The following is a 25,660-nucleotide window of genomic DNA, read 5'->3' on the forward strand; positions in this document are numbered from 1 at the left end:
GTGACATGCCCCAGGGGGATAAAAGTTAGATGGCGGCCAAAGCCCGCCGTGGGTGGAATCAGTACTCGCTGGGCAGGAGCAGCGTGGTCACGCTGCGATCCCATTCAGTAATGATCCAGAGTTGCAGGGCTGATTCGACCTGATAGGAAGAGAACAGGCGATCCTGGCCCGATGCCAGCGCGGCATCGTTCAACTGACGATCGCCTTCGACGAGATCTCCCCAGTCGCCGCCAAGGTGGCGGCGTAGGTACATGCTGGGGTTGAGTCGGCCTTGCTGGATCAACTCGTGAACGCCAACCGTCAAAATCAATTGGCCTGGCGAAAAGCGCATATTCGGTACCACGCTAATGAATAGTGCTTCGGTTGCCATGGTGATAGCTCCTAAATGAGAAAGCCGAAGCGATGGCACCCATCGGGCGGCATGGCCCCGGTGGGTGGATGAAAGTGGTGGAGGCGTGCCCTAAGATCAATGAATAGTGAGGATCTGACCCAGCGTGGCTGAGTCGGGCGTCAAGTCCCAAGCCCTGATAACGGGCACGAACTTGTCGGTGAGGATGCGCGTCTCGGCCACAGAGCCGTCATCGCGTTCGCGATACTCGGTGGCGGTGGCTTTCTGCTTGTAGGTGTCGCCCTTGACGGCCAGGATACGACCGCTTTTAGACTGCACGACACCTGAGATGGCGCCCGCCGCCAAGGCCAGCGCCAAGTGCCAGTGAGATAAACCGCGTGCTGGAGGCCGCATGGATTGTTGAGCGGCGCCCAGATGGGTCTCGCTCGATGGCCATAGCCCCTGCAGGCGCTGCACTTCCTCGGCAAACTGCGCCGGCTCCATACTGATCCGGTAAAAATGCGCCGGCTCGGCCTGTGCGGCTGGGATGCTGTAGGGCAACGCGGTCCATGCAGGAGGGAGCTCCTGCGCTTCGATTTCAGCTTGTCCGACCTGTAGCAGCCGGGCACGGATGGACTTGACGTCATCCCCCGCCAGCTCACGCTGGCGAACTCGACGCCCGAACACGACAACCTGTTTGAACTGGGTATCCACCGCACGGTAGACGCTCAGATCGGTAAAGTGCCGTGTCAGCCATCCAACCATTTCCTGATCAAGGACGTAGGACGGGATGATAAAAACCAACACACCGCCATACTGCAACTGCGGCAGCGTCTTCTGGTAGAACAACTTCTCAAGCCGGGCGCGGCCCCTGCCTTCGTAGCCCATGTTGCCGTTGGCGTCTCGGGCGAGATCACCGTACGGCGGGTTGAGCCACAGCAGGCCGAAGCACTGGCGTGTGATTAGCGTGTCCATTAGATCGCCATGGATGCATCGATCAACCAGTCGGCGGGCATGGTCTGCCCGTTCCTGGTCGTATTCGACCGCGTAGGCGGTGACGTGCTCACGCCCGAGGGCGTGCGCAGCCTCCGCAATGGCGACACCTTCGCCAGCGCAAGGATCAAGAATGCATATCGGTCCATCACTGGGCGCGAGAGCGTTGAGAGTTCGTTCAAGCGTGGCTTCGTCGGTTGGGTAATAGCCGTTTTTGGCAAAATTCCGAGCGAGCCGGGGGAACATGAGAGCCATGGGAAAATCTCCTGTTTGGCGTGGATGAGTCAATGCGAATACGGGCGAGCAGCACGCATCTGCGGGTAAAAGCGTCAGGCCACCGCTTCCAGTGGCCGGTTGGTCGCTGCCGATAGCGGCGCTGGATAGGCGGTGAGCACGTCCTGGCGGATGAGATCGCCCAGTGCGTCGGTGAGAAGTGGTACGTCCAACCCCAGATGAAAACCCTGCAACGGCCCGAGAGCCAGTGGCAGTGCCTTGAGCATTTCCCGATCGCGTAGCAGCGCCAGTACAGGCGCTTGCCAGTGCTCCAGAAGCGGCAGCGGGCACGTGTCCTTGACCAGGCGCCACAGTCGGGCGGTGGGATCGTTAGTTGAGCGTGGCAGCAACGCGAGGGCGCTGGCCGTACTCTTTTCAGGTTGGGTGCAGCGTCGGTCGAACAACCAAAGGTTGGTCATTGAACCGAACAGCGTGCGGCGATAAGCACGGGTGAGGCGCTTTTCCAGACGATCGACCGCGCCGACCGAGACCGGGACAGAGCCCCCTTGGTCGGTGATGAGATGGAATTGATCCAGCCCATCTTCGGCGCGGCCCAGGGTCAGGCGAGCGATGAATTGCTGGATCGCGGTATGGCGTGCCCAGACGGAGAGAAAAATGAACTCGCCTTGCTCGTTGCACACGCACGCATCGGCCATCAGGTCGCTGCATTCGTCGATACGGTACAGCACGGGAGTTTGATTAGATGATGGGAGCATAGTGGTGTCCTCAAGAAAAGAGACAGCACCGCCCCAAGGGCAGTGACTGCCCCGTATGGGATGAAAGAACGCGGATTACTCGGATTGAGTTCTCAGCCGCGAGTCAAATTACAGCGCATCGCCGGAAAGGCGAACCGGTAAAAACAATCGCTTCACATAGAGATTCAGAGCTCTCGTTCGGTAAACGAACCGTCAGTCTGATGCTTGGCTACGCGGTTACCGGTATAGCTTTCTCGGTCACGCTGGACCTGGATGAACATGCTCTCGGGTACGCCAATCTGAAAATGGCGCAAGACTTCTCTGTAGTAGTCCAGGCCATGATTGAACGGATCGCTCTCGTGCAGATTGCTATACAAGAAGTCATCGCTCTCAACCTTCATGGTGTCGTCGATCAATTCGGCCGGCTTCTCGACGACCAAGAAGTAGTAATCCATCGGCCGGTCCCAGCCGAGTAGGACGGTGATGGGAAATCCCTTGTGAAATGTATCGAAGTAGTGCCGACTCATGCTGAAGCTCCTAGATTGAAATCGCCAGGAACCTCCCCATCGGGGTCGCCCCGGCGGGTGTGTGAAGTAGCCGCGTCTGCGGCGATGAAGTGACGTGCCAGCCTTTAGTAGTCCGAATCGCAACCGGCCGGGCAACAACCCAGTGTGATCCCGTGTGTGCAAATGCCGTTTGCAGCATTCCAGTCCTGGGTTTCCTGCCTCTGGGCAGGTGTTGCGTAGTCCCATTCCTGTGCTATTTGCAGAGCTTGTGCGCGCTGGTATTCGGGCAATTGATCAACTTGTGCATCAATCTCCGAACTGAAGCGTTCAACGTAGTAGTCGTAAGAGAGACCGCAACCCTTGATGGCTTCGTCGGCTGCGGCGTCGCAGACAATCCGCCAGGCTGGCTCATCCAGCGCAGAGCGGGTATCCCCAATGGGGTGTGACGATGTATTGCAAGCAATGATTGACATGATGCAGACCTCCAGAAAGAAACCAGAGCCCTCCCCCCGGCGGGAGAAGTGACCCCGGCGGGTGGTTGAAGAACACCGTGGTTGCGGTGCCTGTGATTACGCAGGTTGTGGTTCGGCCTCGCGGCTCCACTCTTGCGCCTTGAAGTCCAGTGCATAACCCAGCTCGCCCAGGCGGGCGATCTGCGCGCGTAGGGTGCGGCGGTCGATGGTCGAATCCAGTTTGATGGAATCCTCCAGCGGCCACAGCAATCCGAACAAGGCCGCATCGTCGCTGTCCGGGCCGCCAGAGGCGGCGACGACAACCGACGGTGCATCCATACCAAAAGGTGTGGTATCGATCAATGGGTCTGACGATGCGTGAACCGGCGTTGCTTGCAACGTGGACGCGGTGACCGATGTTGCTATCGGCTGCGTCCCCTGTTCCTCATCGAGTGGATCAACTTCCTGTGCGGCGAAGCTCTTGGCATCGTCGCGGCTTAGTTCGTCCAGACCTGAGAGGGTCATCCCGTCCAAGGAGGCGCGGATCTCGAAACGCATCCCGCCACCCGTTGGGTAAGCCCTCGGGTAGATGTACTTTATGAGGAATTCCCCGTCGTACTTACCTTCGGGATATTGCTCCAGTTCAGCGTCTTTGACCTCGAACACCCCAAGATGCGTGGTCAGGCGACCGACCGTGAACGGTCCATTGCGGCCTCGGATGGTGCGCAGCGTGAGCTGGCCCGAAACGACGATAGGAGAAGTGCTTGAACGTGCAACCGTAGTAGACATGAGGTAGCTCCTTGTGATGAATGTGCAAATGCCCACAACCACACGGGGTGGTTGCGGGCCATAGGGGAAGAAAGAACAAGTCCCTGGGGTGGGCCTAGTGAGTCAGATCAGAACGAAGTTGCCATTGCAGGCTCGTCGGTCTGCGGCTGCTGCTCCATATCGGATTGAGTGAGCTCGGAAAGCGTTGAGTCGTCGCTATCACTTACATGGCCTGTGCCCTCTGCCGCCGAAGCGTCTTCGGATACGGGTGCCAGGTCAACAGCCGGATAAACCTGCTGACCATCAACCTTGATCAGGCTGATGTGGACCAGGTTGGACTTCAAGGACAAGGCTGCTTCGCCTGCGCGATCACCCTTGATACGAAGGTACGGATCGGTCTTCATGTCGTTAAGACGGAAGGCGATCAGCACTTTGCGTTCGGCCACTACAGCCTCTACGCAGCGACGCACCAGGTGCTGGGCGTCGATGGTCGCGACGATGGTATCGATGTACCGATAGTCCGGTTCCTCGACAGGCCCGGCCAAGGCGCCAATGGAGCATGACAGGAACGGGTCGCCATTTTTTGGCGCCACCTCCTGGGGACGGTTCAGATACCCAATGCCTCGGGTGATCAGTTCATGCTGTTCGATTTGTGCCAGTTCGGCACGATCAATCAGCTCGACTTTGAGTAGTCGGCCTTTAAGGCTTCCGGCTGGCTTGCCCTTATTCTCGCCGCTGGGACGAATATAGGGATCGCCCCAGAGGTCGCCGATCCGAAAGCGGATTAGGGGCCGCTGTTTCGGGTCATCAACACCGACGTAACGCTGCACTAGTGTCTTGGCATCAGCGCCAGAGACTTTGAGGTCAAAATAGCGCAGCATCGAGTCCTTGGCGGGACCAACCAGCGCGGCGACGGTGCATGCGAGGAAAGACTCGGCACGACGCCCGCCTCGCACGGGTACTATCCGGACGCGCTGCAGATAGCCAATACCAGAGGTATGCAGATCAAAGTAGGACTTCGTATTGGAAGAAGCTTGGTTCATGGTGAATCTCCATTGGATAAGAAGCGGAAGACACACCATGCCCAAAGCGGCAGGTGCGTAACCCCGCGATGGGTTGAGAAAGGCAGCTGCATCACCACCAGAAAAAACTGGCAGTCGTTCGCGCGTGGATGCGGTGCGAACTGGTGTGGTCACGCGGCAGGTGTCGCGCCGCAACCTTAAAGACCAATGGTTGCCCGGCATGTCGCTGACAACGTCAGCAATCATGGGGTAAGGGTTGCACCATGCCCACTGAGACGCCACCGTCAATGTGTGATCACACCGGACCGTATAGGCCGCAACAAATGGAATCACCAAGAAACAAGCCCCCGATGGTTGGTCGGGGGCTGAGATAGGCACAGGTTGGTTAGGCAGTAGAAGAAAGCGCTTTCTTGCTGCGGGCCGGCTTTTGCAAGGTCTGAACACGAATGCGACGCCAGGTACCGTCATCAATCAGATCGGCCAAGGTCTCCCCCAGCATGTCGAAATAGATGTCGTCGCGGCGCTCTACCCGCTCATCGTCGCGATGCAGTGCCACCGCATAGGCGTCGTCCGCACGCATATAGATTATGCTGACGCGTCCCGAGAACTTCGCGGTTTGAACTGTGAAGCTCACCGTGGGCGGTGTCCGGATGATGTCTGCAGGTCTTGGGTCAACGAGTTCGAAGTCACGCGCCTGGGCGTCGACCAGCATGTGAGCGATCCGCCGATGCCCATCGGGGGCAGGCATTTGCTCCAGTTGCTCGATAAGCTGTTGCAACTCCAGACTCTGGGGCTGCGCAACGGGCAATTTGGCCGGTGCCGCACCCAGGATCATGCGTTGCACGGTGTAGGGTGTACCGTCTGCCGTTTGTTTGATGACCTCTTCCGGTGTATCGGCACGCTGACCGTCGAAACGACGACGTGCATAGGGTATGACTTCGATCTTGGCTCCCTCTTCGGGAACCTCGGTTACGAGCGTACGATCCAGAACCGCGAACTTCGTTCGACTGATTTTGACAACGATGGCGTCCTCAGTGGTAGCGACAACCTTACCCTCAAAGGGCGACGGATCAACGTGAAAGCCCAGCATGTTCTCCTTCGGCTTCCCGTCGAAGATGTTGAACTGAAAGGATCGTGCGTTGCTTGGCACATGGCCGGCAACCAGAGAAGGCATTTGTTGACGAATGGTTTGATGATCCATGATGGAGTCTCCGATAATACGGAACCCCTCACCCCCATAGGGATGAATGGTCCCTTGGGGTTGGAATGGACGATGAGCGTCCGGAGATGAGATCAGCCAGCGAACTGTAGGTTCGCCGCAGTCTTGATGGCCTTGACTGCCTGGGATGCTGCCAGCTACGCCAGCGAACATGTTTTAAGGATGGGGCAGCGACACAATATCGTCTGTTATGAAACAGATGCAGTGTTCATCCGCCTTCCAGCCATGCAGACAAAAAAAAGCCCCTGGGTAAGGGGCGAATGAGAAAATCTACATTTCATAGACTGGAAGACCGTCCAGTTCCGGTGCGTCAGCGTCGATAATTAGGATGCGCACGTCGGCGTTGGCCGCTAGGTGCAGCACTCGCATCAAATCCTCTGGCATGCCTTTGGACAGATGTTTCTCGCGCAGTTGCTCGGCGGTGATACCGTCAATGCCCAGCAGATGCTCATCCGTCCAAGGGGTGGCAATCAACTTGACGCCAATGGCCGGGCTGTATGGCATCCGAAAAGCGATAAACATGAACCCGGTTGGCGTAGCAATATCGGCCAAATCGCGCAAATATCGCCCTGATTCCTCGGTGATGTGAGCTGTGCTGATTTCCCAGGCGCGGCTGTAGACGCCGGTCTCGAATTTCAGACGATGTACCACCTCGCGGGCAGCTTCTTCGGAATAGGTGTCGCCCACATGCAGCGGCTGGCCGTCGAAATCGTCGGCGGCGATGGCGTAGATCACTGTGCGCACGATGCCTTCACCCTGGCACTGAGCTTCCAGTTCGTCGGGCACGTCCTGGCCTTCGGTGATGAGCGCGAAGTCCTGGCCGAATAGGCAAGGAAACAAGGCAACCTCGCCATCGGAAAGATGCGTCTGGCTGGCATGTAATGGCCGCCAGATTGGCGGGCAATCATCCTCGTAGGTGATGAGCAACGTTCGCACAATGTGCGGGTTCTGATAGCCGCGAGTGAAAGGATTCTCGATCTTGGTCATGGGATTTCTCCAGCAGAGGGATAGCCAAGGCCAATCCCCTGCCGGGGATTGAACCCCGGTGGGTGGAAAATGCATAGCGACCGCTCAGGTCGCGTCGTTACTTGATCAATCGTGAAAGTCGATGGTGTCGCCCCTCCCCTTCCTGCACCACCGTAAATATGGTTGCGCATACGGTGATTACGCAACGCATGCGGCAAGGGTTAAGACGGGTGATCACTCAAGACATAGCGCTTCCATAAAGCGAATGCCTCATCTGGCGGCAGTTCAGCCAGGATGACGATGGGCAAGGTATGTCGTGCGCGCAGGGCTGTGAAATACGCGGGTCGGTCTGTGATCGTCTTCAGCTTGACGCCCTTCAAAAAGAGCAGCTTGCCATTCTTGATGAACAACACCTTATTGCCGATGTCGCGAGTGAACGCGGTGCGCAGCTTACGATCAGTGTGCTGGGTCTCGGCCAAATGATCGACGAGAAAATCCAGCGTCATGTTGATGATTAGGGGAGCGTCGTCCTGACCGGTGATACCCCCTTCGAACCGGGCCGGTGACAGACCTTTGGCAAACTGTCCGGCTTCGGACAATTGCGCAGCCTTGCCTTCCAGAGCATGCAGAAAGGTCGAGCCTCCACGCCCGTCGTTGCGTGCTTGGGCAATGGCGACACCGTCGAACAGCACGATGGCGGTGAAGCACAGCGTCTCTTCACTGGCGAACTGCGCCACTTTGAGGCTCTTCAAGGCAATACGGTCTTGCTTAATGATGGTTTCCATGGAGATTCCTATGATGGGGTCGAGTGAGGGCACGCCCCTGGCGGGACGAGACACTTACTCAGTAGGTTGGAGAAAGAGGCATCAATACCCGCATGGGCAACGTTCGCCGGTGTGATGCGTGTGCGAACTGGCGGGTTGCATGGGGAAGTCCCACGGCAGCCTGCAAACCCTGGCTGCTGGCGGTTGCTGAAGTTTCAGCAAGTCAGGGCTATAGGGTGGCCTTGCGAGTCCAATAAATCGCGCATCAATACGCGCCAGGTGCTTCCTCTTTTGCGAGATGTTGTATCAGACGGTGCCCCAGCCAAGCCACACACGGCACGGCCATGGAGTTTCCGATCGCCTTGTAACGCTGGGTATCAGTTGCGGGCTTGCCGCGATATGGCACTTGGGTGTAGTCGTCCGGCATGCCCTGCAAGCGCTCGCATTCCACTGGCATCAGCCGACGCACCCGCCACTGCGACCAGTCGCTGGCACTTGGCCTATTTCCGGTGTACTGGAAGTAGGTGTCATAGTCGGGTATCAGCACGTGGTTTTTGTCACCGCCGCCACTGCTGGCACGCAGAGCCGGTGCGACGGTGCCTCCCAGCTCGGCGGCGATGCCGTGGTCGCGACCACGCAATGCCACGCTAAGCACCATGGGCAGGCCCTGCCCGGGCTTGCCACCGCCCGTCGAGAGCGCACCAGCGATCTGCCCGTGGCCGGACTCCAAGCGCAACTCGCCGCGAGAGTTCTGTGCAAACGCCATGGCTTGCCGCGCATAGGTGGTGATGATGGGTACGCCCCTGCCCGTGCCGTCTTCGCTGCTGCCTGTGGACGTGCCCAGCGTGTGGCTGATGTCACCCGCCACAGACTGCACCACAAAAGTTTCAACCTCAAAGTCATTCTTAGGGCCTGCGGCAGCTGTTAGGCAAGCGGCGACATCAATCGGCCCCGAGGTGTTGCCACCACCAAAGCCGAACGTCACCCTGACCTTGTCATAATGCTGATTCAGTCCGACATAGTCGCCTGGTGATGCAGTGCTTGCTCCAGCAGCACAGGCAGCGTCTTGCCACGGCGCAAAGCCCTGCGAAGAATCCCCGTGCAAGCCGTCGCGCTCAAAAAGTACTTCGGCGGGATCGACGTCATTTCGACCACTTGCCACAAGAAACACGCGTTTGCGACGCTGGGCGACACCGAAATGTTGAGCGTCGAGCACGCGCCAGGCGAGGCGGCGCTGGGGGCCAGACACGTAACCTGCGTGCGTCCATTTTGCCCCTGGCGGCTCGAGCGCGCGGCTTTCTCCGGCCAGTGCGCCCAGCAGGCAGCCAAAGGCGTTGGAGCGGTCGCTAAGGACACCTGGGACGTTTTCCCAGATGATCGTGGCGGGCGGACGTTGATTTTTTTGGCGAGTTTGGTCGATGGCATTGGCAAGCTCCACATACTTAAGGGTTAAGGCGCCACGCGGGTCAGAGAGTCCCTGACGTGCACCGGCGATGCTAAACGTCTGGCAAGGGGTACCGCCCACGAGAATGTCCGGGGCGACAACTAGGCCCGCTCGCACCTGCTCGGCGATCTGTGTCATATCGCCCAGGTTGGGCACGTCGGGGTAGCGATGGGCGAGCACGGCGCACGGGAACGGTTCAATCTCGGAAAACCACGCGGCTTGCGGGCCTTGTGGTTGCCACGCGAGACTCACGGCTTCAATGCCACTGCAGACGCTGCCGTATTGCAGCGTAGTGTGGGTAGGCTGAGGGTGCATTTGGGTTTCTCCTATTCGTAAGGGCCAACACTGACATCGGCTTGCCCGGGAGGTAGTGGTAAGGCAGGAGAAAGAAGCCGAAGACCCTTAGGCCTTCGGCGCGGGAGGAAGTCACCACCCGTGGGCTGATCCACGTTTACGGTCGTCGCTAGAACCGTCCGTTGTCACAGCAATCACACCCGGCCCATGTCGTGGCTGGGGCCGGCATTGTCTGGCGCACATCCGCGCACAAAGGGAGCCCGTTATTTCACCGGCGGGCACCGGCACCGATTACCGTCAACCCCGAAAGGTCTCCTGGTGCCTCGCACGACGACGCGGCGGCAAAATACCAGGGGACCCATCGCAGACGACGGAAATAGCAACGATCAAGGGAAAGCGCATGGAGCGATTCACGTAAAAGCATCCTTCCTGCCTCGGCCGCCGTTTCCGGCGTGACGAGACGCGCACACGGTTGCAGAAGAATTTGCGCGCTGGGAGTCCCGAGAGGGCTACGGGACGAATGCCATGCAACCGAGTCGGTCTGCACGGCACTGAGGGGTTTGGAGCATTTCAGGATGTCTTGGATGCGCTGCGGCGCTTGCGCGGCGCGCTGCGCTTGGGCGTTGCGGAGTCAACCGGCACGGTGCCTTTGCACTCGGGATAACGCGAGCATGACCAGAACGGACCATTTTTGCCAGTGCGTTGGCGTGTGGCCGAGCCGCACTGCGGGCAAGCTGGACCTTGGGGCACCTTGATCGTCATGGCTGTGCCCTGGTACTGGGCGATGATCTGTGAAATCCAGGCCGACTGCTTGCCGGTGAAGACGTCATGGGTAAGCTCGCCCGCCTCGATCATGTCCAGGGCCTGCTCCCAGACTGCTGTCGTGCCGGGGTCAGCAATGGCCGCGGGAACCGTATCAATGAGCGTGCCAGCCGCTTCCGACGCACGGATCGCCCGGCCCTTCTTGATCAGATAGCCACGTGTCAGCAGCCCGTTGATGATATTGGCGCGAGTGGCCTCGGTGCCGATGCCAACCGTGTCCTTGAGCTTCTGCTTCAGGCGTGGGTCGGACACCAGCTTGGCGACACTTTTCATGGCCTTGACCAGCTCTCCTTGGGTGTAGGGCCGGGGAGGCAGCGTCTTGAGCGCCTTAAGATCAACGGTGTTCATCTGGCAGGACAGGCCTTGGTTCAGTGCGGGCAACACTTGACTGCGCGGGGCGGCCTCATCGTCGGCATCCTCCGCTTGCTGCTCGACCAGCACCAGCCGCCATCCTGGGATGACAATCTGTTTGCCTACGGCCTGAAGATGTTGACCCGCGCACGAAAGCCGCGCAATGGTGCGGTCAAATTCATGATGCGGTAGAAACTGTGCTAGGTAATGGGCACGGATCAGTCGATAAACGGCCAGCTCCTTCTCGCTCATGGCCGAGAGGTTCGCGGGTTCCAGCGTGGGGATGATGCCATGGTGAGCGGTGACCTTGCTGTCGTTCCAGGCCCGTGAACGCTGTCTGCGATCAAGCTGCTCCATCACGGGCCGCAAGGCGGGATCGGTTCTGAGCAGGCTGTCGAGCACGGCTGGCACATCGGCCTGCATACTCTCGGGCAGGTAGCCCGAATCCGAGCGTGGATAGGTGGTGGCCTTATGCGTTTCGTACAACGCCTGGGCAATGTCCAGCGTTTCCTGCACATCCAGGCCAAGCTGCTTGGAACAGACTTCCTGCAACGTCCCAAGATCGAAGGGCAATGGCGGGCCCTCGCGCACCCGTTCGGTTTCGACGGACGCGACCTGAGCGGTGCCGTTTGCACGCAATTGTTGCGCCGCCTGTTGTGCCACGGACTCCTGCAGGCACCTTCCCGCCTCGTCGGTGCAGGCTTCGGGGGCCAGCCACTGCGCGATGAAAGATTGTCCTGTTGCTGAGAGCGCTACGTCGATAGCCCAGAATGGGATGGAGACAAACTGATTGATTTCACGGTCGCGATCCACCACGAGCTTTAACGTGGGCGTTTGCACCCGACCTACCGACAACACGCCATCGTAGCCAGCCTGCCGACCCAATAGAGTGAAAAGCCGACTCAGGTTCATGCCCACCAGCCAGTCGGCGCGGGAGCGCGCCAAGGCCGAATGGTACATGGGCAGCGTCTCAGATGACGGTTTCAGGGCAGCCAATGCCTTGCGGATCGATGCATCATTCAGGGCCGATAGCCACAGGCGTTGAATAGGCCCTCGGTAGCCACACAGCTCAACAATTTCACGGGCGATCATTTCGCCTTCACGATCCGCGTCGGTGGCGATCACCAACTCGGTAGCTTGTGCCAGCAACTGCTTGACGACTTTGAATTGCGCGGCGGTCTTGGGTTTGACTTCGATACGCCAGCGCTCGGGAATAATGGGCAACTGTTCGATGGACCAGTGTTTGAGATTTGCGTCATAAGCTTCTGGCGGCGCCGCCTCGACCAGATGGCCAATGCACCAGGTCACGATGACGCCCGGGCCTTTCAGGCAACCGTTGTCGCGCTGCGTGGCGCCAAGCACTTTGCCGATGTCTTTGCCCTGGGAAGGCTTCTCGCACAGAAATAACCTCATACTGTTCCATCCGAATCTCGTTGTTAATGCGAATGGGATCAGGATGGCGGCAGTGTCAGATTCGGACAGCAAACAAATCGTACTCGGGGCAAACGCCTTTACCGCGCTCGGTAGCGTGCGTAAGGGCCGGACGGAATCTGAGGCTTCTGGAACAGGTGCCTCCAGATCGGAGGGCGCGTGGAACGCAGTGGACTTCAGTGGAGCTATCCCCTGGGGATAGGTGTATCGCACGACGTTAAAAAAAGAGCAGCGACATCAGCATGCCACTGCTCCACACAAAGGAAGTTATTCGTTCTCAGAGGCCGGTTCGGTACTGGCTGACTTGGCACTGACCCTGATCGACTCCAACCGAAACGGCAAGACGCCCACGCGCCGAGCCTCGATCTTGAAGGTGACGCGCTCGTTTTCCTCGGCGTCCTCCCATTCGTCGCGCACGGTGCGCCCATCCACGAGGACACGCATGCCTTTCTGGTACAGGTTGGCCCAACTCTCGGCATCGCGATGCCACAGCTCCACCGGAGCCCAGAAGCCCCCACGGTCCTCGAAGGTGCCATCCTTCTTTGGCACAGGGTTGTCGAAATAGACGTTCAGGCGCAGCAGCCGGCTGGGTTCGTCGTTGCCATTGGGAAACTCACGGTACTCCGGGGCCGAGCCGATATTACCTTCACCAAAAAAATGGGTACTCATAGGTCAATCTCCTGATGCGTGTGGTGCCTGCTCTGGCGCAGGCGGTTGGAATTACCGCTAACCGCGGTCTGTCTCAGACATAGATCGCAGCCGGCGCAGATAAACGTCTTCAGCCTGAGCCAACTTGCTGGCGCATTCCCGGGCCTGGCGCCCAAGGGTGTGCAGCAAGCTAATCTGCATGTTCAGCACAATGCGTTGCTGTTCAATGGCGTGCAGGTCATCGAACATAGTCACCGGCGTGGCAGCGCTGGCCATCAACGCCTGCCACAAGGCCACGCCCATGGCCGAACGGTCATGCTTGCGCCAGCGCAAAAAGGTCGTGCCTGCGCCAGTGTTCTGTTGGGCCAGTTCTACATCCAGCAGATGGAAGGGGTAGCCGCTCGTCTGTGGCAGCACCCGTCGCTGCGCCAGGCCTATCATGTCGTCGCGCAGTGCGAAGCACTGGTTGGCCCAATCATCCAAAGCCCCCTTACCTTTAAAAGGTTTTAAAAGGCCTTTTAGATAGGCCGCGTGTTCCAACCGCAGGAAGTCCGTCTGTTGCAACGCCTGGAAGTGACGACGTGCGCTGTCGTGGTGATCGCTCATGCCGGTTCGTCCTCGTCGGTGGCAACAGGATCGAACGTATCGGGCGAAGCATCGGACGCGACAGATGGCGGATCGCCCGCATCGGACTCGACATGGCTACTCAGCGGCTGGCCCCGGCGCACGATCGGCGGCGCGAAGCGAGAGCGCCGCGCACCTTCCAGCACGTCCTGCGGCAGTTCGCCGAACTTCTCGATGGCGGCCCGCGCGGCGGCATTTTGCGAAGCGAAGTCATCTCGCTGCGTACCTGAATAGCGGTATTGCTGCGCCAGACTGAACAGGCTGCGCAGTGCGTGCGCGCCCTCATGCAGCCAGCGCTCCAGTGTGCTGCGGTCGATCAATGCCGTGTGGTGCGCGAGGATAAGTTTGCGGGCGATCTCATCGTAATCGGCCAGCAGATAGACAGCGGCGAACCCCAATTGGGCATTGACGAACAGCGGTAACTTAACCGGCTGTACGTTCAGATTCTCTCCCAGGCTCAGCGCCGATGGCACGTTGGTCAGGGCCTGATCGACCTGTTCGCCCAGAGTTTGAAGCGTGTTCTTGGTTTGCTCGAGCTTGTCTTCAATGCGAAGCATCCACCAGTCGGAGTACGGATCGTCTTGCTCCGCGCCCCGTTTGAGCTTATTCATGATCGACACAAAGCCGTTTAAACCGACGATAGCCGGCTTACCTTCGGCGGGTGCGCGCCCGTGCCAGATGCGTGAGGCGTGATGTGTGTGCAGCGTGAGCGACATAGCGCTGCGTAGAGATCCGAGATTCAACTGTAAGGACTCGGAGGAATTACGTTCGTTGGACATAGTGACAACTCGTCATGAATGGGTGAGGCACCATCATCGGCGTGGACCAGAAGGCAGTCAGTCAAGAAAGGGATACGCGCTTACCCCAGTTTCGCCGTGACCGCGTTGGCCCGCGAATTATCCCCAGGGGATAGCTCCAAGGAAATCCATGGTGTTCTGATCCTCAACACGCGATGGCTTTTCGCATGGGACGCAGACCATGGCTGCTCCCCCACCCTACTGGCCGGAATCAGTCCTTGTTCACCAATTCGCGTAGTCGATTCAGATGTTCCAGAGCGACTTCGGGCGGCACCACTTCGCGCGGCGTTGGTTCGGGTGTAGATACGTTGGTTGGTGCCGGGCCTTTCGATTTTCCTGCCCAGGGTTTGAAGTCCCCACTGATGGCGCGTTGGATGATGCCAAACAGATAGCCAGCAGGATTACGCACCACCTGGTTATTGCAACGCGCCGCCCACTCGTCGAGCACCGCCTGGCGCAGGGACTCATCCACTTGCCGTAGCGCGACCAAGGTGCCCGCCTGCTGCTCTTGCTTTAATTGACCAAAACGTTGTGGCAAGCGTAAATTCTGTGCCCCGCGAACGGACTCAGCCGTACGTACTTCTTTAATACTTACCTCACGTACTGTACGGTCCTGCTTCGGATTCCGAAGAGTGCCGTTTAACGCCGGTTTCACCCCTGCTTCGGATTCCGAAGACGGCGCTTCGACATTCCGAAGTAAGCCCGAACGGCCTTCTTCGGATTCGTGGCGATCCCCCTCCTGTGGATAACTCGTGTCTGGGGCGCCCTGCTGCAGGCGTTGCGCGAGCACGTACAAACGTGAGGGCAACGTGCGTCCCTGCAACAAGGGGTCATCGGCAATTTCCTGCAAGGTATTCAGGCCGACGATCTGAACGGCCTTGGCCGAGTGGCTCAGAGACTGACTGACCAGTTCCAGATAATCCGGGTCAAGCTGCATGGCTTCAAACGGCGTCAACGGTTCGTCGTGCAGCACATAGAGGTTGCCCAGAATACGACCCGTTTTGGGGTCGCGTCGGCGGCGCACCAGACTGAGCCAACGCGTCAGACGCAACAAGGTCAGTGCGCGCGCCACCGTCTCATGCGAGGCTTGAGCTCCGCACGGCATCGAAGCCAACCAGGGTCGCAATTGGTCATAGGTGGAAAACGCCGTGACGCCGTCATCATTGAGCAGCAGCCGGAAGACTTGCCACGCGTTGCGCTCCAGCGGTGTCAATCGTCTGTCGAGGAAAAGTCGGCGCGGAACGCTTTCGTGCCGGTTTCCGCTATAAAGAAACCCGTCGCTCGCCGGGTTCTGTTCCTGCTCGGATGAAAGATCCGTCAGCGCACCGTCCAACAGGTTGGACAGCAAGACGGGACCATCGTGCCGACTCGCGTCATGGGTCGACACGATCTAGCCCAACCCTTGGTCAACCCAGCCCTTGATTGCTGACCAGACCACGGATAGCGGTAGCGACATGTCTTCGGCCAAGTCCATGGCGGCCTCCAGAATGGCGGCCTCATCCTCGTACGCAATACTTCTGACTTCTGCGAGCGCCCTCCACTGCTTCCACAGCGCCGTGTCTTGCGCTTCATCCAGCACGGGGTGGCGCCCCTTGCGTTTGGGCAGCCCCAGGATGTCGCGTCGCAGCGCGACCTCCTGATGCGTCAAACCGTAGAAACGACCGACCATCTCCGTGCTGGCACCAAGGCTAAGCATACGATCAACAAAAGCGATCTCTTTTTCCGCATCCTGGGCCTGTTGCAGCAACCGCTTGACCACGTCTCGATTGATCGACACGGAGCACCACGACACGGAAGCATTCAGGAGCACGCTGATCAGTTCGGGACGCTTGAGCGCGTTAAGCTCTTCCTCACCGAACCCCATCGCCTTACAGCGGCGCAACTGGCCGTTACGCAGATCGTACAGCGCCTGGGCAATAACGGCCTGATTCAAAGGATGTGGTGTGGACATGACGATCCTCCTCTCTCACGCACCGCGATAGGGTTTATCGAGGTCAAGCTCCGCCAGGCGTCTTGCCAGGCGCAACAAGCGAAACAACTTGACCAAGGCGGTGTCGCTCAAACCAGGCGCCTGTTGACCATTGCCGCGCAACAGTACCGGCAAGTCGGCAGCCAGGCGCTCATCGTCAGGCTCTGGCACCGCAATAGGCTGGCCGCTTAGGGTCCTCAACAAGTGCATGACAGCACGTGCGGCGACCGGCAGCCTTTCCTGCCATTCGGCGCAACGGAAGCCGATACCATCTGAGGAGGGCTGCACACAGTCAGCCACGCCAGCCTCGTCGGCGATCTCCCGCGCGAACTGCTCGATGTGGGTTCGGAGCCGATCGGGTGCATCCAACCCCGGGTCGATGTACCAGATATCCGAGATCGGATACAACCCACCGGCCTGCACAGGAATGGATTGCAGCACGTTGGCCGAAAATTCGGGCGGTATCGCATCGCCCAACTGCGCGGCCACCATGCGCTGAATAGATTGCAGCCGGTCGGTCGTGGGGGCTGCAGAGATGATATGTTCCTGTAGACGCTCAGAGTTATCGATATCATCGGTGTTGGCGTCGTTAGCACCCACGATGGCTTCGCGTGTCGGCGAGCTCGCCACAGGCGGGCTGACAGGCGGCGCACTGAGTGGCACAAAGACTGTGGGCGGTGTTTCAACCAAAGAGGACGGCACTGCCGCGGGTGCGGGTAACGGCGCAAGCGAACCCATGAGCGTTGGCTCGCTGACCAGGGCGCGTTGCCTGCGGTCGGAGTCATTCAGGTCCAGGCTCAGGACGTCATAGTTCACATCCAGCAGGTCAGACATTTGTCCAATCAGTTCGTCCTGCACGCGTTGCCAGGAAAACTCCTCCACCTGGGTATCGAATGGGGTCAGCACGTCCAGAAAGAAGCTCTCAAAATCCAGCGGTACCCTCTTGCCTTTCGCACGGTGCTCCCAGATACGTTCACATGACTTGCGCATAACGGCAAGTCGCTCGATCTGATGGCGACCAAGGCCGGCATAAAGCACGGTCGGGATGGCCGGCAGCAGATAGCGCACGGCATCGGACATGCGGCTGATGTGAGATTGCTGCACGGGGTAACCGTCGGCGGCAAGGCGGCGCGCGAGTTCGGATTGGCTCAGCGCTGCACCGTTTTCCTGTTCGTAGAACCCTCGAGCTTTTTCTACACCGAGCGCACGCTCGATAAACGTCAGGCCGCCGCGCAACTCGTTTTCGGCCAGATGCCCCGTGAGGGCGATGATCTCGCCCCGCTCTGGCCAAGGCCGGAACAGGCAGGAAATACGGAAAAAGCGCTCATCCTTGGTTTCTGACCACAGTTCACGCAGAATGGCTAGCCGCGTGTTGCCACCATTGCGGATGATGTAGTGCTGCGCGCCCGGTCGCCGGGTAATGGCCGGTGATGCGTCCAGGCCACGTTCTCGGATAGAGGCCTTGATCTCCTCGTACGCGGAGTTGCGCTTCATGCGAGGATCGTGATCGTAGGGGCGCAACTGGTCCAAAGTGACGACCATGGGGGTATCGGCGATCGGGTCGCTCAGTGCAGAGGCAGAGGGACTGCCGCGCTCGAAGCCAGCAGCCAGCAACTTGGTTGCCATATCCTGAGACGTCATGTCAGCCATGGCCTGTTCCTCGAAGAGGGTTTTCATGTATCGGGCGGCATTGCCGGTCAGCGCGCCGAATCTGGGCCTGCGCATTGAGGCTGGCTCGATGGTCGCTTGCCGTCGTGCTGGTGTAGATCGGCGCGTAGCCCGCTTTGGTGAACTTGAGATGACCGCCTGACGTTCGCTTGACGTGCCAGCCTTCACCGATGGCAAATTCAATCAAGGCGCGCAGCCGCTTATGGCCACGTGCCAACTCATGCGCGTTAGCCATGGCGGGTACTCCTTGGTTGATCCGGGCGACCAGACACTCGGGCCAACGGCTCCTTCCACAAGGGAAAAAGTTCAATGGCAAGCGATCGCATGGTTTCGAGTGCGGCGGGCGCCACCCGGCCCGTCGGCTGTCGGTATTCGACGCGATGTACTGGCAGGCCACGTGTCGCAGCGCGGGGGTAGGCTTCGATGGCTGGCACATCGGTGTCCAGGACACGAAGGCCATCCTGCCCCTGAAATAGATCACGCAGCGCCTGCTGAATCAGCCGGGCGTTCGAGGACACAGGATGCACCCGGTTGATGAGCAGGTGCAAAGGCGGCGGCTGGATGCCCAGGTGCCGATACGGCGCGATATCCTCAATCAGTTGCAGGGTTCCGCGCCGTAATTCACGTGCGGCCAGGATTTCGGGGGTAACAGGCGACAGCGCCAAGTCGGACGCCAGCACGGCCATCTCCAGCATCACACTGCGCGCGCCCTGCGTATCGATCAGCACCAGATCGTAGCGTGGTGCCAGTACCGGCAAGAGGTGGCGCAGCCGCAGGCGTCCATCGGCCGCGTGCAGCAGCAGTGTGTTCAGTTCGCCCCGATCATCGTTGGACACCACCACGTCCAGGCCAGCAATGACGGTGCGGGACACCAACTGCTCGATACGCTGCTCATTGAAGGCGAGCAACTCGTAGGTGCCGCCGGCGGCACGATGTGCCAGCTCATAGTAGGACGACAGTGTGGGCTGGATGTCAAAATCAAGCAGCAGCACGCGCAGGCCGACATCGGCGAGCAATCCGCCCAGGTTGGCGGCGGTGGTCGTCTTGCCCACCCCGCCTTTGGTAGAAATGATGGATACAACCTGCATGGCGCTCTCCGTATGGGTGTAGAAATGTGGGCGAGAGCGGTCAGGCCCGGTTATTGAGGCGCTCGGTGATCCACTGATCAATCTCAGTAGAGTCCCAGCCGACCGCGCGCACCCCGAGGCGCAATGCTTTCGGAAACTGGCCTTTCTTCATCAGGTTGTAGATATGGGCGCGTTTAAAGCCAGTTTTGGCTTCAACCTCTTCGCGCCGCAAAATGCGGCGTTCGCCCGGTGGCAAGGCTGGTATCTGCGACATAGGGTCACTCCTTAACGCTCGGTAGCGCTTGTTGGCGTAACCTCTATTCAATCGAAACGGGTGGAGAAGTACATTGCAAATGCAATTTGCGAGACTGCAGATACAAGCTGGAAGCGCTCAGGTATTTGCGCTACGCAGCCTGCGCCTTGCGCTGGCAAACTTGCCGTTCAAGGTTCGTTCAGTGATTCCCATGACGCTATGGTGATGCGCAACCAGCGCACTAACGATGGCTTCCTGGGTCCTGAAACTGGAGTAGGCCTTGCCCGATGGTGAGGTCCCCAGTATCAACGCCAGCATTCCGCCGATGATATTTAAGTAAGTCGCTTCGGCCCTGTCAGAGAGGGAGCATTGATTATTACAAGCAAGGGCCACCACCGATTGCTGCAGAAGGCGTTCCTGCTGCACCCGAAGCGCTTGCAACTGGCGGCGGCATTGCTCAAGCTCGGCTTTCATGGCCTGTCGCTCGATCAACATGGCCTGGCCTGCCTCCAGCGTGATGATGGGATGTGTAATGCGCTCGCTGCGACTGAAAAGAAACCCAGGGCGATGCGCTGGATAATGGGTGCGCATCCAACGCTTCAAGTCGATATGGCGAATAGTCAGCTCTGTCGAGTCAAGCAGCGATTCGTCATTTGACGTGACACCGTTTTGCCCATACGCCAGTTCCCGGTTGATGACGGCGTCGTAGATGCGATCCATACATAATAAAAGTTCGTTCCACCGGGGATAGTTAAGCGTTCGCGGTAAGTTTCTCGGCGGGGAGATAGCAGACAGAATCTCCTGCTCGTGTCGCAATAGTCCAGTCCAACGAATGGCAGCTTCGATGGGGCGATAGAAAACCATGGATGTGGGGGGCCTTTCATGCATGTCTCCGTCTCCTTGTGGGAGTGCTACATCACCGACTCCTCTGTTGTACGAGTGCCTTTGTAAAAACCTTGAGAACCGACATCAGATCCGCCGCTTGCGGGTAGCTATCACGTGCTTGATGTGCGAAAATTCGATAGTTCTGATCGGCCACGTCACAAACTCCAGCGTTAACCCGTTACTCGTACATACTTGTCAGCGTCTTGGTTTGTGGCTGTCCCGGCAAGTCCCATTAGGTCTGACTTGTTCTACCGACGGTCTCACCAGACGACATCAGTGACGCAAGTTTGCCGCCGTGCTAGCGAACACTAAGGGAAGCGTCGGTCGCCTAAGACCCATCCGGAATCCTGATAGACCAATATTGCAACTACTGTTCTCTATCGAATCTGGAAAATGATTCGTAGCGCATCACCGCTGCGTGCACGGGGATGCAATGCTAGGTAGTCAAGGCCGATGCAAGAACATGGCGATCAAGCCGCGTAGTGGATGTGTATAGATATTGATGGACGGCGTTGGACGCTTCGTGGGAAAGGGGCATTTGCCATTGGCCAAGAATTAGTCCATAATCTAGTCCATCACATAGAAAGGTGATGAGGAATTTCTTTTTGAATCAAAGAGATAGCGACTGGATTCTAGTCCCGTTTCCCGCTCCATTTTATTGTTTTATGCTGTGTTCTGCATATTCCGGCGTTTCTTGGTCCACGTCAAATTTCCATGCTTGGCGTCGTAAAGTAAGCGACGCTTATCAAACGGTTCATGGCGGGGTGGCAGAGTGGTTATGCAGCGGCCTGCAAAGCCGTCTACGCCGGTTCGATTCCGACCCCCGCCTCCATACATATCAGAAGTGCTTCGTAATTGCCCGGGTGGTGAAATTGGTAGACACAAGGGACTTAAAATCCCTCGGACATAAACGTCCATGCCGGTTCGATTCCGGCCCCGGGCACCAGGAAGTCACAGCGTACTTACTGAGTATTCTGGTATGCGCTGGATTATCAGCACGATCGGTAGTAAAACGTTCTGTAAAAACAGCATGCCCGTCACAATTGTCGAAATAATGGAATAACCCGCAATTTTGCTGTGTGGTAGTGGAATTCACCCGGATTCTGATAAAATTACAGATTCGTTATAGGAAGTGCCGTTCGAGGACAAAATACCATCATGACTTATGTAGTGACTGAAAGTTGTATCAAATGTAAATATACCGATTGTGTTGACGTGTGCCCTGTGGATTGCTTTCGTGAGGGCCCCAATTTTCTGGTAATCGATCCGGATGAATGTATCGATTGTACGCTGTGTGTGGCGGAATGCCCGGTGGAAGCAATTTATGCAGAAGATGACGTTGCTGAAGATCAGCGACGGTTCATCGCACTCAATGCGGAGTTATCCAAAATCTGGGAACCGATTATCGAGAAGAAAGATGCACTGCCGGATGCAGATGAATGGGCGTCTGTCACAGACAAACTGGATCATCTGGAACGCTGATAAAGGTTGCAATCGCAAAGCCGTTAATCATCATCACAATCACATATAACAAAACGGTCAAGGAGACGTGAATGATGAAAACTTCGATTATATGGATTTTTTTTCTGATGCTGCTTTGTGTACTTCCGCAGACTGTCATGGCAGAGCATGGTTCAGCACAAAGCTATCCGGCCGCAGCAAGTGAAAAACTGGTTAACGGTATTGCTAACGCAGCAACCGGTTTTGTTGAACTTCCCAAAAACGTGATTCTTGCCACTCAGCGGGACGGTGCTGCATACGGGGTGACTATCGGTTTTTTGACCGGTATCCTGCATACCATTGGACGCACTGTATTTGGCGCACTGGATGCAGCAACCTTTCTTATTCCCACTCGACCGACTGTTCGCCCGCCTTATATCTGGCAAGATTTTGATAAAGAAACTACCTACGGGTAATTTTTATTGCCTGCCTGCTTCAGTTTTTCAATTCCGTCATCAATTTCCTGATTTTCTTTATCCGCTCTCCGATATCCGGGATTTGCGCCCGGATGATCAAGCGATCAGGCCCGGACATACTGTATTCCTTACCACTTTGGATAAGCTGAATGATTTTTATAGCTTCGATCGGTGGATCAGTTACAAACTGTAACTGAATACTATCTTGGCTTGCGTCAATACGCGTAATACCCATTTTTTTGGCTTCAATGCGTAGTCGGTGACTGTCCAGTAATGCACGGGCTGGATCAGGTAACAGGCCAAAGCGATCAATCAACTCCTGGTGAATCTCATCCAGCTCCGCCTCATCGCTGCAACCCGCCATGCGCTTGTACAGAACGAGCCGTTCATGAATATTGTTACAGTAATTTTCTGGCAGTAGTGCAGGAACATGCAGCCTAACCTCCGTTGAAATACCGAGAGGTTGCTGCATATCCGGCTCATGACCTGCTTTCAATGATTTAATCGCCGCATCCAGTAACGAATTGTAAAGGCTAAATCCGACCTCTTGCATCTCGCCACTTTGTGAATCCCCCAACACTGCACCTGCACCACGAATCTCCAGGTCATGCATGGCCAGATAAAAACCGGATCCAAGCTCTTCCATTGCCTGAATGGCTTCCAGTCGTCTGATTGCCTGTATTGTCAGTGCTGCTTTTTCCGGTGTCAGCAAATAGGCATACGCTTGATGGTGCGAACGGCCCACCCTGCCGCGCAACTGATGTAACTGTGCCAGGCCGAACTTATCAGCGCGATGGATAATAATCGTATTGGCGGTGGGAACATCAATTCCTGTTTCAATGATGGTCGTACACAGCAGCATATTGAAACGCTGCTGATAAAAATCACGCATAACATGTTCCAACTCGCTTTCCCGCATTTGCCCATGTGCAATGTTTATTTTTGCTTCTGGCAGCAGTTTGATCAGCTTGGTATACATGTTCTGAATGGTGCTGACCTCATTGTAGAGAAAATAGATTTGTCCACCACGTTTCAGTTCGCGCAGGCAGGCTTCGCGAATGATTCCCTCTGTGTAAGGGTGTACGAATGTCCGGATTGCCAATCTTCTCTGGGGAGCAGTAGCGATAACTGAAAAATCCCTGAGACCTTCAAGCGACATTGCCAGTGTGCGTGGAATTGGCGTTGCAGTCAGTGTTAGTACATCTACTTCAGCACGTAATTTCTTGAGTTGTTCCTTCTGGCGCACACCGAAACGATGTTCTTCATCGATGATAACCAGCCCCAGGTTTTTGAATTTGACCTTGTCCTGAATCAGCTTATGTGTTCCGATAATAATATCGGTTGTTCCTTGCGCCAAGCTTTGCAGCGCTTCGGATTGTTCTTTGGTCGAACGGAAACGTGAAAGCTCAGCAATTTTTACCGGCCATTGGTCGGCAATCAGCCCGAAGCGATCAGAGAAACTCTGATAATGCTGCTCTGCCAGCAGCGTGGTTGGCACCAAAATCGCAACCTGCCTGCCATCCGCGATCGCAATGAAAGCAGCGCGCAAGGCGACTTCAGTCTTGCCGAAGCCAACATCTCCACAAATCAGTCGATCCATTGGCTTTCCGGAAACCATATCCTGAATGACCGCATGAATGGCGGCAGCCTGATCTGGTGTTTCCTCAAAACCAAAGCCGTCTGCGAAGACATTGTAATCATGTTGATTAAGGCGAAATGTATGGCCTTTGCGGGCGGCACGCTGTGCATACAGATTCAGCAGCTCAGCAGCGGTATCGCGTACCTGTTGCATCGCCTTGCGCTTGGCTTTTTCCCATTGGCCACTTCCCAGCTTGTGCAAAGGAGCCTCCTCCGGCGCAGCACCGCTGTAGCGGCTGATAAGATGAAGCTGTGTGACCGGTACATACAGCTTGTCTCCTCCCTGATATTCCAGCGCGAGGAATTCGTCAGATTGGTCTGAATTATTCTCGCCAGCATCCATACTTACCAAGCCGAGATAACGGCCGATACCATGTTGTTCGTGCACCACTGGATTGCCGGGTTTGATTTCAGACAGATCACGCAAAATGGAATCAGCAGAAGTGGTTTTGCGTGCATCGCGCGCGCGCTGTCCGCGTACATGGGTAGCATACAGCTCGGTTTCAGTGATCAGTGCCAGTTTTTCTGCAGCCAGAATAAAACCATTGTGCAAGGCCGCCACACCGAGCATGCAGAGCGTGTGATCCGATTGAAAAGCAGCATAGTCTTCGCAGAGTTTTAATTGCAGGCCATATTCACGCAAGTATTCGGCCATCAGCTCGCGCCGCCCCAGGCTTTCTGCCAGCAGTAAAATCCGGCCCCCGTCCTGCGTAAATGTGCTGATAAAAGTGGTTAACTGCTCGATTGGGTCGGCAGCACGACGATCTACCCGCACAGATGGAAGAGGAAGAGAAAACGGCTCACTAATTGTTTGCTGATCACCGCCCTGTATTTCTATCCGACTATATGCTTTGAGGTAGCCGTAAAACTGATCTTCCAGCAAAAACAGATCAGCGGGGGGAAGTAAGGGGCGATCAATATCACTGCGCATCAGCTGAAAGCGTGATCGGGTATCCTGCCAGAAATTTTCAATGGTGGATGCAATTTCACCGTGCAGGCATAGCGTGGAATGCTGTGGTAAATAATCAAATAATGTAGCAGTCTGTTCAAAAAAAAGTGGCAGGTAATATTCAATTCCGGCAGGAATATTTCCCTTGCTGATTTCCTGATACAGCCAGCTGCGTGTTGGATCTCCCTCAAATTTTTCCCGGAAGCCGGTACGGAAACGACTGCGCCCGGTATCGTCGAGGGGAAATTCTCGTGCCGGTAACAGCCGGATTTCATTGACTGGATAAATACTGCGCTGGGTATCCGCATCGAATGTACGTATGGATTCAATTTCATCATCGAACAGATCAATACGATAAGGAAGCGGGCTCCCCATGGGAAACAGGTCGATCAACCCTCCGCGAATACTGTATTCTCCCGGCGAAATTACTTGTGAAACATGGGAATAGCCAGCCAACGACATCTGGCTGCGAAATGACTGCAAATCCAATGTACTTTTTTGTTTGATGAAGAACGAATACGCTGCCAGAAACTCTCGTGGCGGCATTCTGTATAACGCAGTTGTAACCGGTACGATCAATACGTCGCAGGCATTGTTTACAATCTGGTGAAAAGTAGCCAGGCGTTCTGAAATCAGATCATGGTGTGGGGAAAAAACATCGTAAGGTAAAGTTTCCCAGTCCGGCAATAAACTCACACGCAAATCGGGTGCAAAAAAAGGGATTTCCTCAAGTAATCTTCGTGCATCCTGTGCATTGGCGGTGATAACAGCCAACAGCTGGTTGTCCTGATTCTGCTGGTTTGCCAGTTGTGCCAGGGCACAGGCATCACTGGACCCTACAAAACCAGTGTAACGTTGTAGATGTCCTGGACGAATTTTGATTGGTTTGGATGACATGGTTTTACAAACGGAGTTTGG

The 25,660-nt window shown here is 56.8% G+C and carries 26 protein-coding genes and 2 tRNA genes; 5 read left to right on the top strand and 23 right to left on the bottom strand.

Going from position 1 to position 25,660, the window contains the following annotated elements; genetic code table 11:
* Positions 1-58: 58 nt before the first annotated feature.
* The 12 genes from C8R14_RS00470 to C8R14_RS00525 all read right to left on the bottom strand — a co-directional run bounded on the left by C8R14_RS00470 (position 59) and on the right by C8R14_RS00525 (position 12,310).
* Positions 59-370: a hypothetical protein gene (locus tag C8R14_RS00470; protein WP_011633238.1), complete on the bottom strand. Its 312-nt coding sequence runs from the start codon at positions 368-370 to the stop codon at positions 59-61.
* A gap of 96 nt (positions 371-466) precedes the next feature.
* Positions 467-1,576, bottom strand: a complete 1,110-nt coding sequence (locus C8R14_RS00475) for a DUF6094 domain-containing protein (RefSeq protein ID WP_011633239.1) — start codon at positions 1,574-1,576, stop codon at positions 467-469.
* 74 nt (positions 1,577-1,650) lie between these two features.
* Entirely contained in the window at positions 1,651-2,283 is a 633-nt protein-coding gene (locus C8R14_RS00480; RefSeq protein ID WP_441338201.1) for a hypothetical protein, read from the bottom strand.
* Between the two features lie 191 nt (positions 2,284-2,474).
* Complete coding sequence (locus C8R14_RS00485) at positions 2,475-2,816, bottom strand: hypothetical protein (protein ID WP_011633241.1); 342 nt, start codon at positions 2,814-2,816, stop codon at positions 2,475-2,477.
* 104 nt (positions 2,817-2,920) lie between these two features.
* Positions 2,921-3,268 carry a Rieske (2Fe-2S) protein gene (locus tag C8R14_RS00490; protein ID WP_011633242.1) on the bottom strand — a complete coding sequence of 116 codons (348 nt, stop codon included), beginning with the start codon at positions 3,266-3,268 and terminating at the stop codon, positions 2,921-2,923.
* Between the two features lie 96 nt (positions 3,269-3,364).
* A complete protein-coding gene (locus C8R14_RS00495; protein WP_011633243.1) occupies positions 3,365-4,036 on the bottom strand; it encodes a DUF3275 family protein in 672 nt (223 codons plus the stop codon).
* A 107-nt stretch (positions 4,037-4,143) separates the two neighbouring features.
* Positions 4,144-5,283, bottom strand: coding sequence for a DUF3577 domain-containing protein (locus C8R14_RS00500; protein WP_441338202.1), 1,140 nt, complete (start codon positions 5,281-5,283; stop codon positions 4,144-4,146).
* 139 nt (positions 5,284-5,422) lie between these two features.
* Positions 5,423-6,238, bottom strand: a complete 816-nt coding sequence (locus C8R14_RS00505) for a hypothetical protein (protein ID WP_011633245.1) — start codon at positions 6,236-6,238, stop codon at positions 5,423-5,425.
* 288 nt (positions 6,239-6,526) lie between these two features.
* Positions 6,527-7,243, bottom strand: coding sequence for a DUF5983 family protein (locus tag C8R14_RS00510; RefSeq protein ID WP_011633246.1), 717 nt, complete (start codon positions 7,241-7,243; stop codon positions 6,527-6,529).
* Positions 7,244-7,443: 200 nt separating this feature from the next.
* Complete coding sequence (locus C8R14_RS00515) at positions 7,444-8,007, bottom strand: hypothetical protein (RefSeq protein WP_011633247.1); 564 nt, start codon at positions 8,005-8,007, stop codon at positions 7,444-7,446.
* Positions 8,008-8,251: 244 nt separating this feature from the next.
* A complete protein-coding gene (locus tag C8R14_RS00520; RefSeq protein WP_011633248.1) occupies positions 8,252-9,745 on the bottom strand; it encodes a DNA cytosine methyltransferase in 1,494 nt (497 codons plus the stop codon).
* A 549-nt stretch (positions 9,746-10,294) separates the two neighbouring features.
* A complete protein-coding gene (locus C8R14_RS00525; protein WP_011633249.1) occupies positions 10,295-12,310 on the bottom strand; it encodes a DNA topoisomerase III in 2,016 nt (671 codons plus the stop codon).
* A 52-nt stretch (positions 12,311-12,362) separates the two neighbouring features.
* Here C8R14_RS00525 and C8R14_RS13420 point away from each other — a divergent pair, with 52 nt between their 5' ends.
* Entirely contained in the window at positions 12,363-12,530 is a 168-nt protein-coding gene (locus tag C8R14_RS13420) for a hypothetical protein (RefSeq protein ID WP_166484979.1), read from the top strand.
* Positions 12,531-12,595: 65 nt separating this feature from the next.
* On the opposite strand, the gene C8R14_RS00530 is transcribed toward C8R14_RS13420, so the two are convergent.
* The 10 genes from C8R14_RS00530 to C8R14_RS00575 all read right to left on the bottom strand — a co-directional run bounded on the left by C8R14_RS00530 (position 12,596) and on the right by C8R14_RS00575 (position 20,242).
* Positions 12,596-12,997, bottom strand: a complete 402-nt coding sequence (locus tag C8R14_RS00530; RefSeq protein WP_011633250.1) for a single-stranded DNA-binding protein — start codon at positions 12,995-12,997, stop codon at positions 12,596-12,598.
* A 57-nt stretch (positions 12,998-13,054) separates the two neighbouring features.
* Positions 13,055-13,582 (bottom strand): DUF3158 family protein, encoded by a 528-nt coding sequence (locus C8R14_RS00535; RefSeq protein ID WP_011633251.1) that lies wholly within the window; start codon positions 13,580-13,582, stop codon positions 13,055-13,057.
* Positions 13,579-14,379 (bottom strand): PFL_4669 family integrating conjugative element protein, encoded by an 801-nt coding sequence (locus C8R14_RS00540; protein ID WP_011633252.1) that lies wholly within the window; start codon positions 14,377-14,379, stop codon positions 13,579-13,581. The genes C8R14_RS00535 and C8R14_RS00540 overlap by 4 nt, the downstream gene beginning before the upstream one ends.
* 229 nt (positions 14,380-14,608) lie before the next feature.
* Positions 14,609-15,745, bottom strand: a complete 1,137-nt coding sequence (locus C8R14_RS00545) for an STY4528 family pathogenicity island replication protein (protein ID WP_441338203.1) — start codon at positions 15,743-15,745, stop codon at positions 14,609-14,611.
* Between the two features lie 42 nt (positions 15,746-15,787).
* Entirely contained in the window at positions 15,788-16,348 is a 561-nt protein-coding gene (locus C8R14_RS00550; protein WP_011633254.1) for a DUF2857 domain-containing protein, read from the bottom strand.
* Positions 16,349-16,363: 15 nt separating this feature from the next.
* The gene (locus C8R14_RS00555) at positions 16,364-18,016 is read right to left on the bottom strand and encodes a ParB family protein (RefSeq protein ID WP_041353395.1); all 1,653 of its coding nucleotides are present in this window, start codon (positions 18,014-18,016) and stop codon (positions 16,364-16,366) included.
* A complete protein-coding gene (locus C8R14_RS00560) occupies positions 18,009-18,269 on the bottom strand; it encodes a hypothetical protein (RefSeq protein ID WP_011633256.1) in 261 nt (86 codons plus the stop codon). Before C8R14_RS00560 ends, C8R14_RS00555 begins: the two co-directional genes overlap by 8 nt.
* The gene (locus tag C8R14_RS00565) at positions 18,262-19,122 is read right to left on the bottom strand and encodes a ParA family protein (RefSeq protein WP_011633257.1); all 861 of its coding nucleotides are present in this window, start codon (positions 19,120-19,122) and stop codon (positions 18,262-18,264) included. Before C8R14_RS00565 ends, C8R14_RS00560 begins: the two co-directional genes overlap by 8 nt.
* A 40-nt stretch (positions 19,123-19,162) precedes the next feature.
* Positions 19,163-19,375, bottom strand: a complete 213-nt coding sequence (locus tag C8R14_RS00570) for an AlpA family transcriptional regulator (RefSeq protein WP_011633258.1) — start codon at positions 19,373-19,375, stop codon at positions 19,163-19,165.
* Between the two features lie 117 nt (positions 19,376-19,492).
* The gene (locus C8R14_RS00575) at positions 19,493-20,242 is read right to left on the bottom strand and encodes a hypothetical protein (protein ID WP_011633259.1); all 750 of its coding nucleotides are present in this window, start codon (positions 20,240-20,242) and stop codon (positions 19,493-19,495) included.
* Between the two features lie 755 nt (positions 20,243-20,997).
* Between C8R14_RS00575 and C8R14_RS00580 the strand changes: the two genes are divergently transcribed.
* The 4 genes from C8R14_RS00580 (at position 20,998) to C8R14_RS00595 (ending at position 22,155) form a co-directional block, all read left to right on the top strand.
* Positions 20,998-21,071: transfer RNA gene (locus C8R14_RS00580), tRNA-Cys, on the top strand.
* A 25-nt stretch (positions 21,072-21,096) separates the two neighbouring features.
* Positions 21,097-21,185 (top strand) — tRNA-Leu (locus C8R14_RS00585).
* Positions 21,186-21,397: 212 nt separating this feature from the next.
* A complete protein-coding gene (gene fdxA, locus C8R14_RS00590; protein WP_011633260.1) occupies positions 21,398-21,721 on the top strand; it encodes a ferredoxin FdxA in 324 nt (107 codons plus the stop codon).
* Positions 21,722-21,792: 71 nt separating this feature from the next.
* The gene (locus C8R14_RS00595) at positions 21,793-22,155 is read left to right on the top strand and encodes an exosortase system-associated protein, TIGR04073 family (RefSeq protein WP_011633261.1); all 363 of its coding nucleotides are present in this window, start codon (positions 21,793-21,795) and stop codon (positions 22,153-22,155) included.
* 19 nt (positions 22,156-22,174) lie between these two features.
* Here the strand turns inward: C8R14_RS00595 and mfd are convergent, their stop codons facing one another.
* Positions 22,175-25,639 (bottom strand): transcription-repair coupling factor, encoded by a 3,465-nt coding sequence (gene mfd / locus C8R14_RS00600; protein ID WP_011633262.1) that lies wholly within the window; start codon positions 25,637-25,639, stop codon positions 22,175-22,177.
* Positions 25,640-25,660 lie beyond the last annotated feature (21 nt).

The organism is Nitrosomonas eutropha, assembly GCF_003201195.1.
GTDB lineage: Bacteria > Pseudomonadota > Gammaproteobacteria > Burkholderiales > Nitrosomonadaceae > Nitrosomonas > Nitrosomonas eutropha.

What these genes read in the sequence shown, in the direction of transcription:
- C8R14_RS00470 (WP_011633238.1), bottom strand. Translation starts at nt 370, where the DNA reads ATGGCAACCGAAGCACTATTCATTAGCGTGGTACCGAATATGCGCTTT.
- C8R14_RS00475 (WP_011633239.1), bottom strand. Translation starts at nt 1,576, where the DNA reads ATGGCTCTCATGTTCCCCCGGCTCGCTCGGAATTTTGCCAAAAACGGC.
- C8R14_RS00485 (WP_011633241.1), bottom strand. Translation starts at nt 2,816, where the DNA reads ATGAGTCGGCACTACTTCGATACATTTCACAAGGGATTTCCCATCACC.
- C8R14_RS00490 (WP_011633242.1), bottom strand. Translation starts at nt 3,268, where the DNA reads ATGTCAATCATTGCTTGCAATACATCGTCACACCCCATTGGGGATACC.
- C8R14_RS00495 (WP_011633243.1), bottom strand. Translation starts at nt 4,036, where the DNA reads ATGTCTACTACGGTTGCACGTTCAAGCACTTCTCCTATCGTCGTTTCG.
- C8R14_RS00500 (WP_441338202.1), bottom strand. Translation starts at nt 5,283, where the DNA reads ATGATTGCTGACGTTGTCAGCGACATGCCGGGCAACCATTGGTCTTTA.
- C8R14_RS00505 (WP_011633245.1), bottom strand. Translation starts at nt 6,238, where the DNA reads ATGGATCATCAAACCATTCGTCAACAAATGCCTTCTCTGGTTGCCGGC.
- C8R14_RS00510 (WP_011633246.1), bottom strand. Translation starts at nt 7,243, where the DNA reads ATGACCAAGATCGAGAATCCTTTCACTCGCGGCTATCAGAACCCGCAC.
- C8R14_RS00515 (WP_011633247.1), bottom strand. Translation starts at nt 8,007, where the DNA reads ATGGAAACCATCATTAAGCAAGACCGTATTGCCTTGAAGAGCCTCAAA.
- C8R14_RS00520 (WP_011633248.1), bottom strand. Translation starts at nt 9,745, where the DNA reads ATGCACCCTCAGCCTACCCACACTACGCTGCAATACGGCAGCGTCTGC.
- C8R14_RS00525 (WP_011633249.1), bottom strand. Translation starts at nt 12,310, where the DNA reads ATGAGGTTATTTCTGTGCGAGAAGCCTTCCCAGGGCAAAGACATCGGC.
- C8R14_RS00530 (WP_011633250.1), bottom strand. Translation starts at nt 12,997, where the DNA reads ATGAGTACCCATTTTTTTGGTGAAGGTAATATCGGCTCGGCCCCGGAG.
- C8R14_RS00535 (WP_011633251.1), bottom strand. Translation starts at nt 13,582, where the DNA reads ATGAGCGATCACCACGACAGCGCACGTCGTCACTTCCAGGCGTTGCAA.
- C8R14_RS00540 (WP_011633252.1), bottom strand. Translation starts at nt 14,379, where the DNA reads ATGTCCAACGAACGTAATTCCTCCGAGTCCTTACAGTTGAATCTCGGA.
- C8R14_RS00550 (WP_011633254.1), bottom strand. Translation starts at nt 16,348, where the DNA reads ATGTCCACACCACATCCTTTGAATCAGGCCGTTATTGCCCAGGCGCTG.
- C8R14_RS00555 (WP_041353395.1), bottom strand. Translation starts at nt 18,016, where the DNA reads ATGGCTGACATGACGTCTCAGGATATGGCAACCAAGTTGCTGGCTGCT.
- C8R14_RS00560 (WP_011633256.1), bottom strand. Translation starts at nt 18,269, where the DNA reads ATGGCTAACGCGCATGAGTTGGCACGTGGCCATAAGCGGCTGCGCGCC.
- C8R14_RS00565 (WP_011633257.1), bottom strand. Translation starts at nt 19,122, where the DNA reads ATGCAGGTTGTATCCATCATTTCTACCAAAGGCGGGGTGGGCAAGACG.
- C8R14_RS00570 (WP_011633258.1), bottom strand. Translation starts at nt 19,375, where the DNA reads ATGTCGCAGATACCAGCCTTGCCACCGGGCGAACGCCGCATTTTGCGG.
- C8R14_RS00575 (WP_011633259.1), bottom strand. Translation starts at nt 20,242, where the DNA reads ATGCATGAAAGGCCCCCCACATCCATGGTTTTCTATCGCCCCATCGAA.
- fdxA (WP_011633260.1), top strand. Translation starts at nt 21,398, where the DNA reads ATGACTTATGTAGTGACTGAAAGTTGTATCAAATGTAAATATACCGAT.
- C8R14_RS00595 (WP_011633261.1), top strand. Translation starts at nt 21,793, where the DNA reads ATGATGAAAACTTCGATTATATGGATTTTTTTTCTGATGCTGCTTTGT.
- mfd (WP_011633262.1), bottom strand. Translation starts at nt 25,639, where the DNA reads ATGTCATCCAAACCAATCAAAATTCGTCCAGGACATCTACAACGTTAC.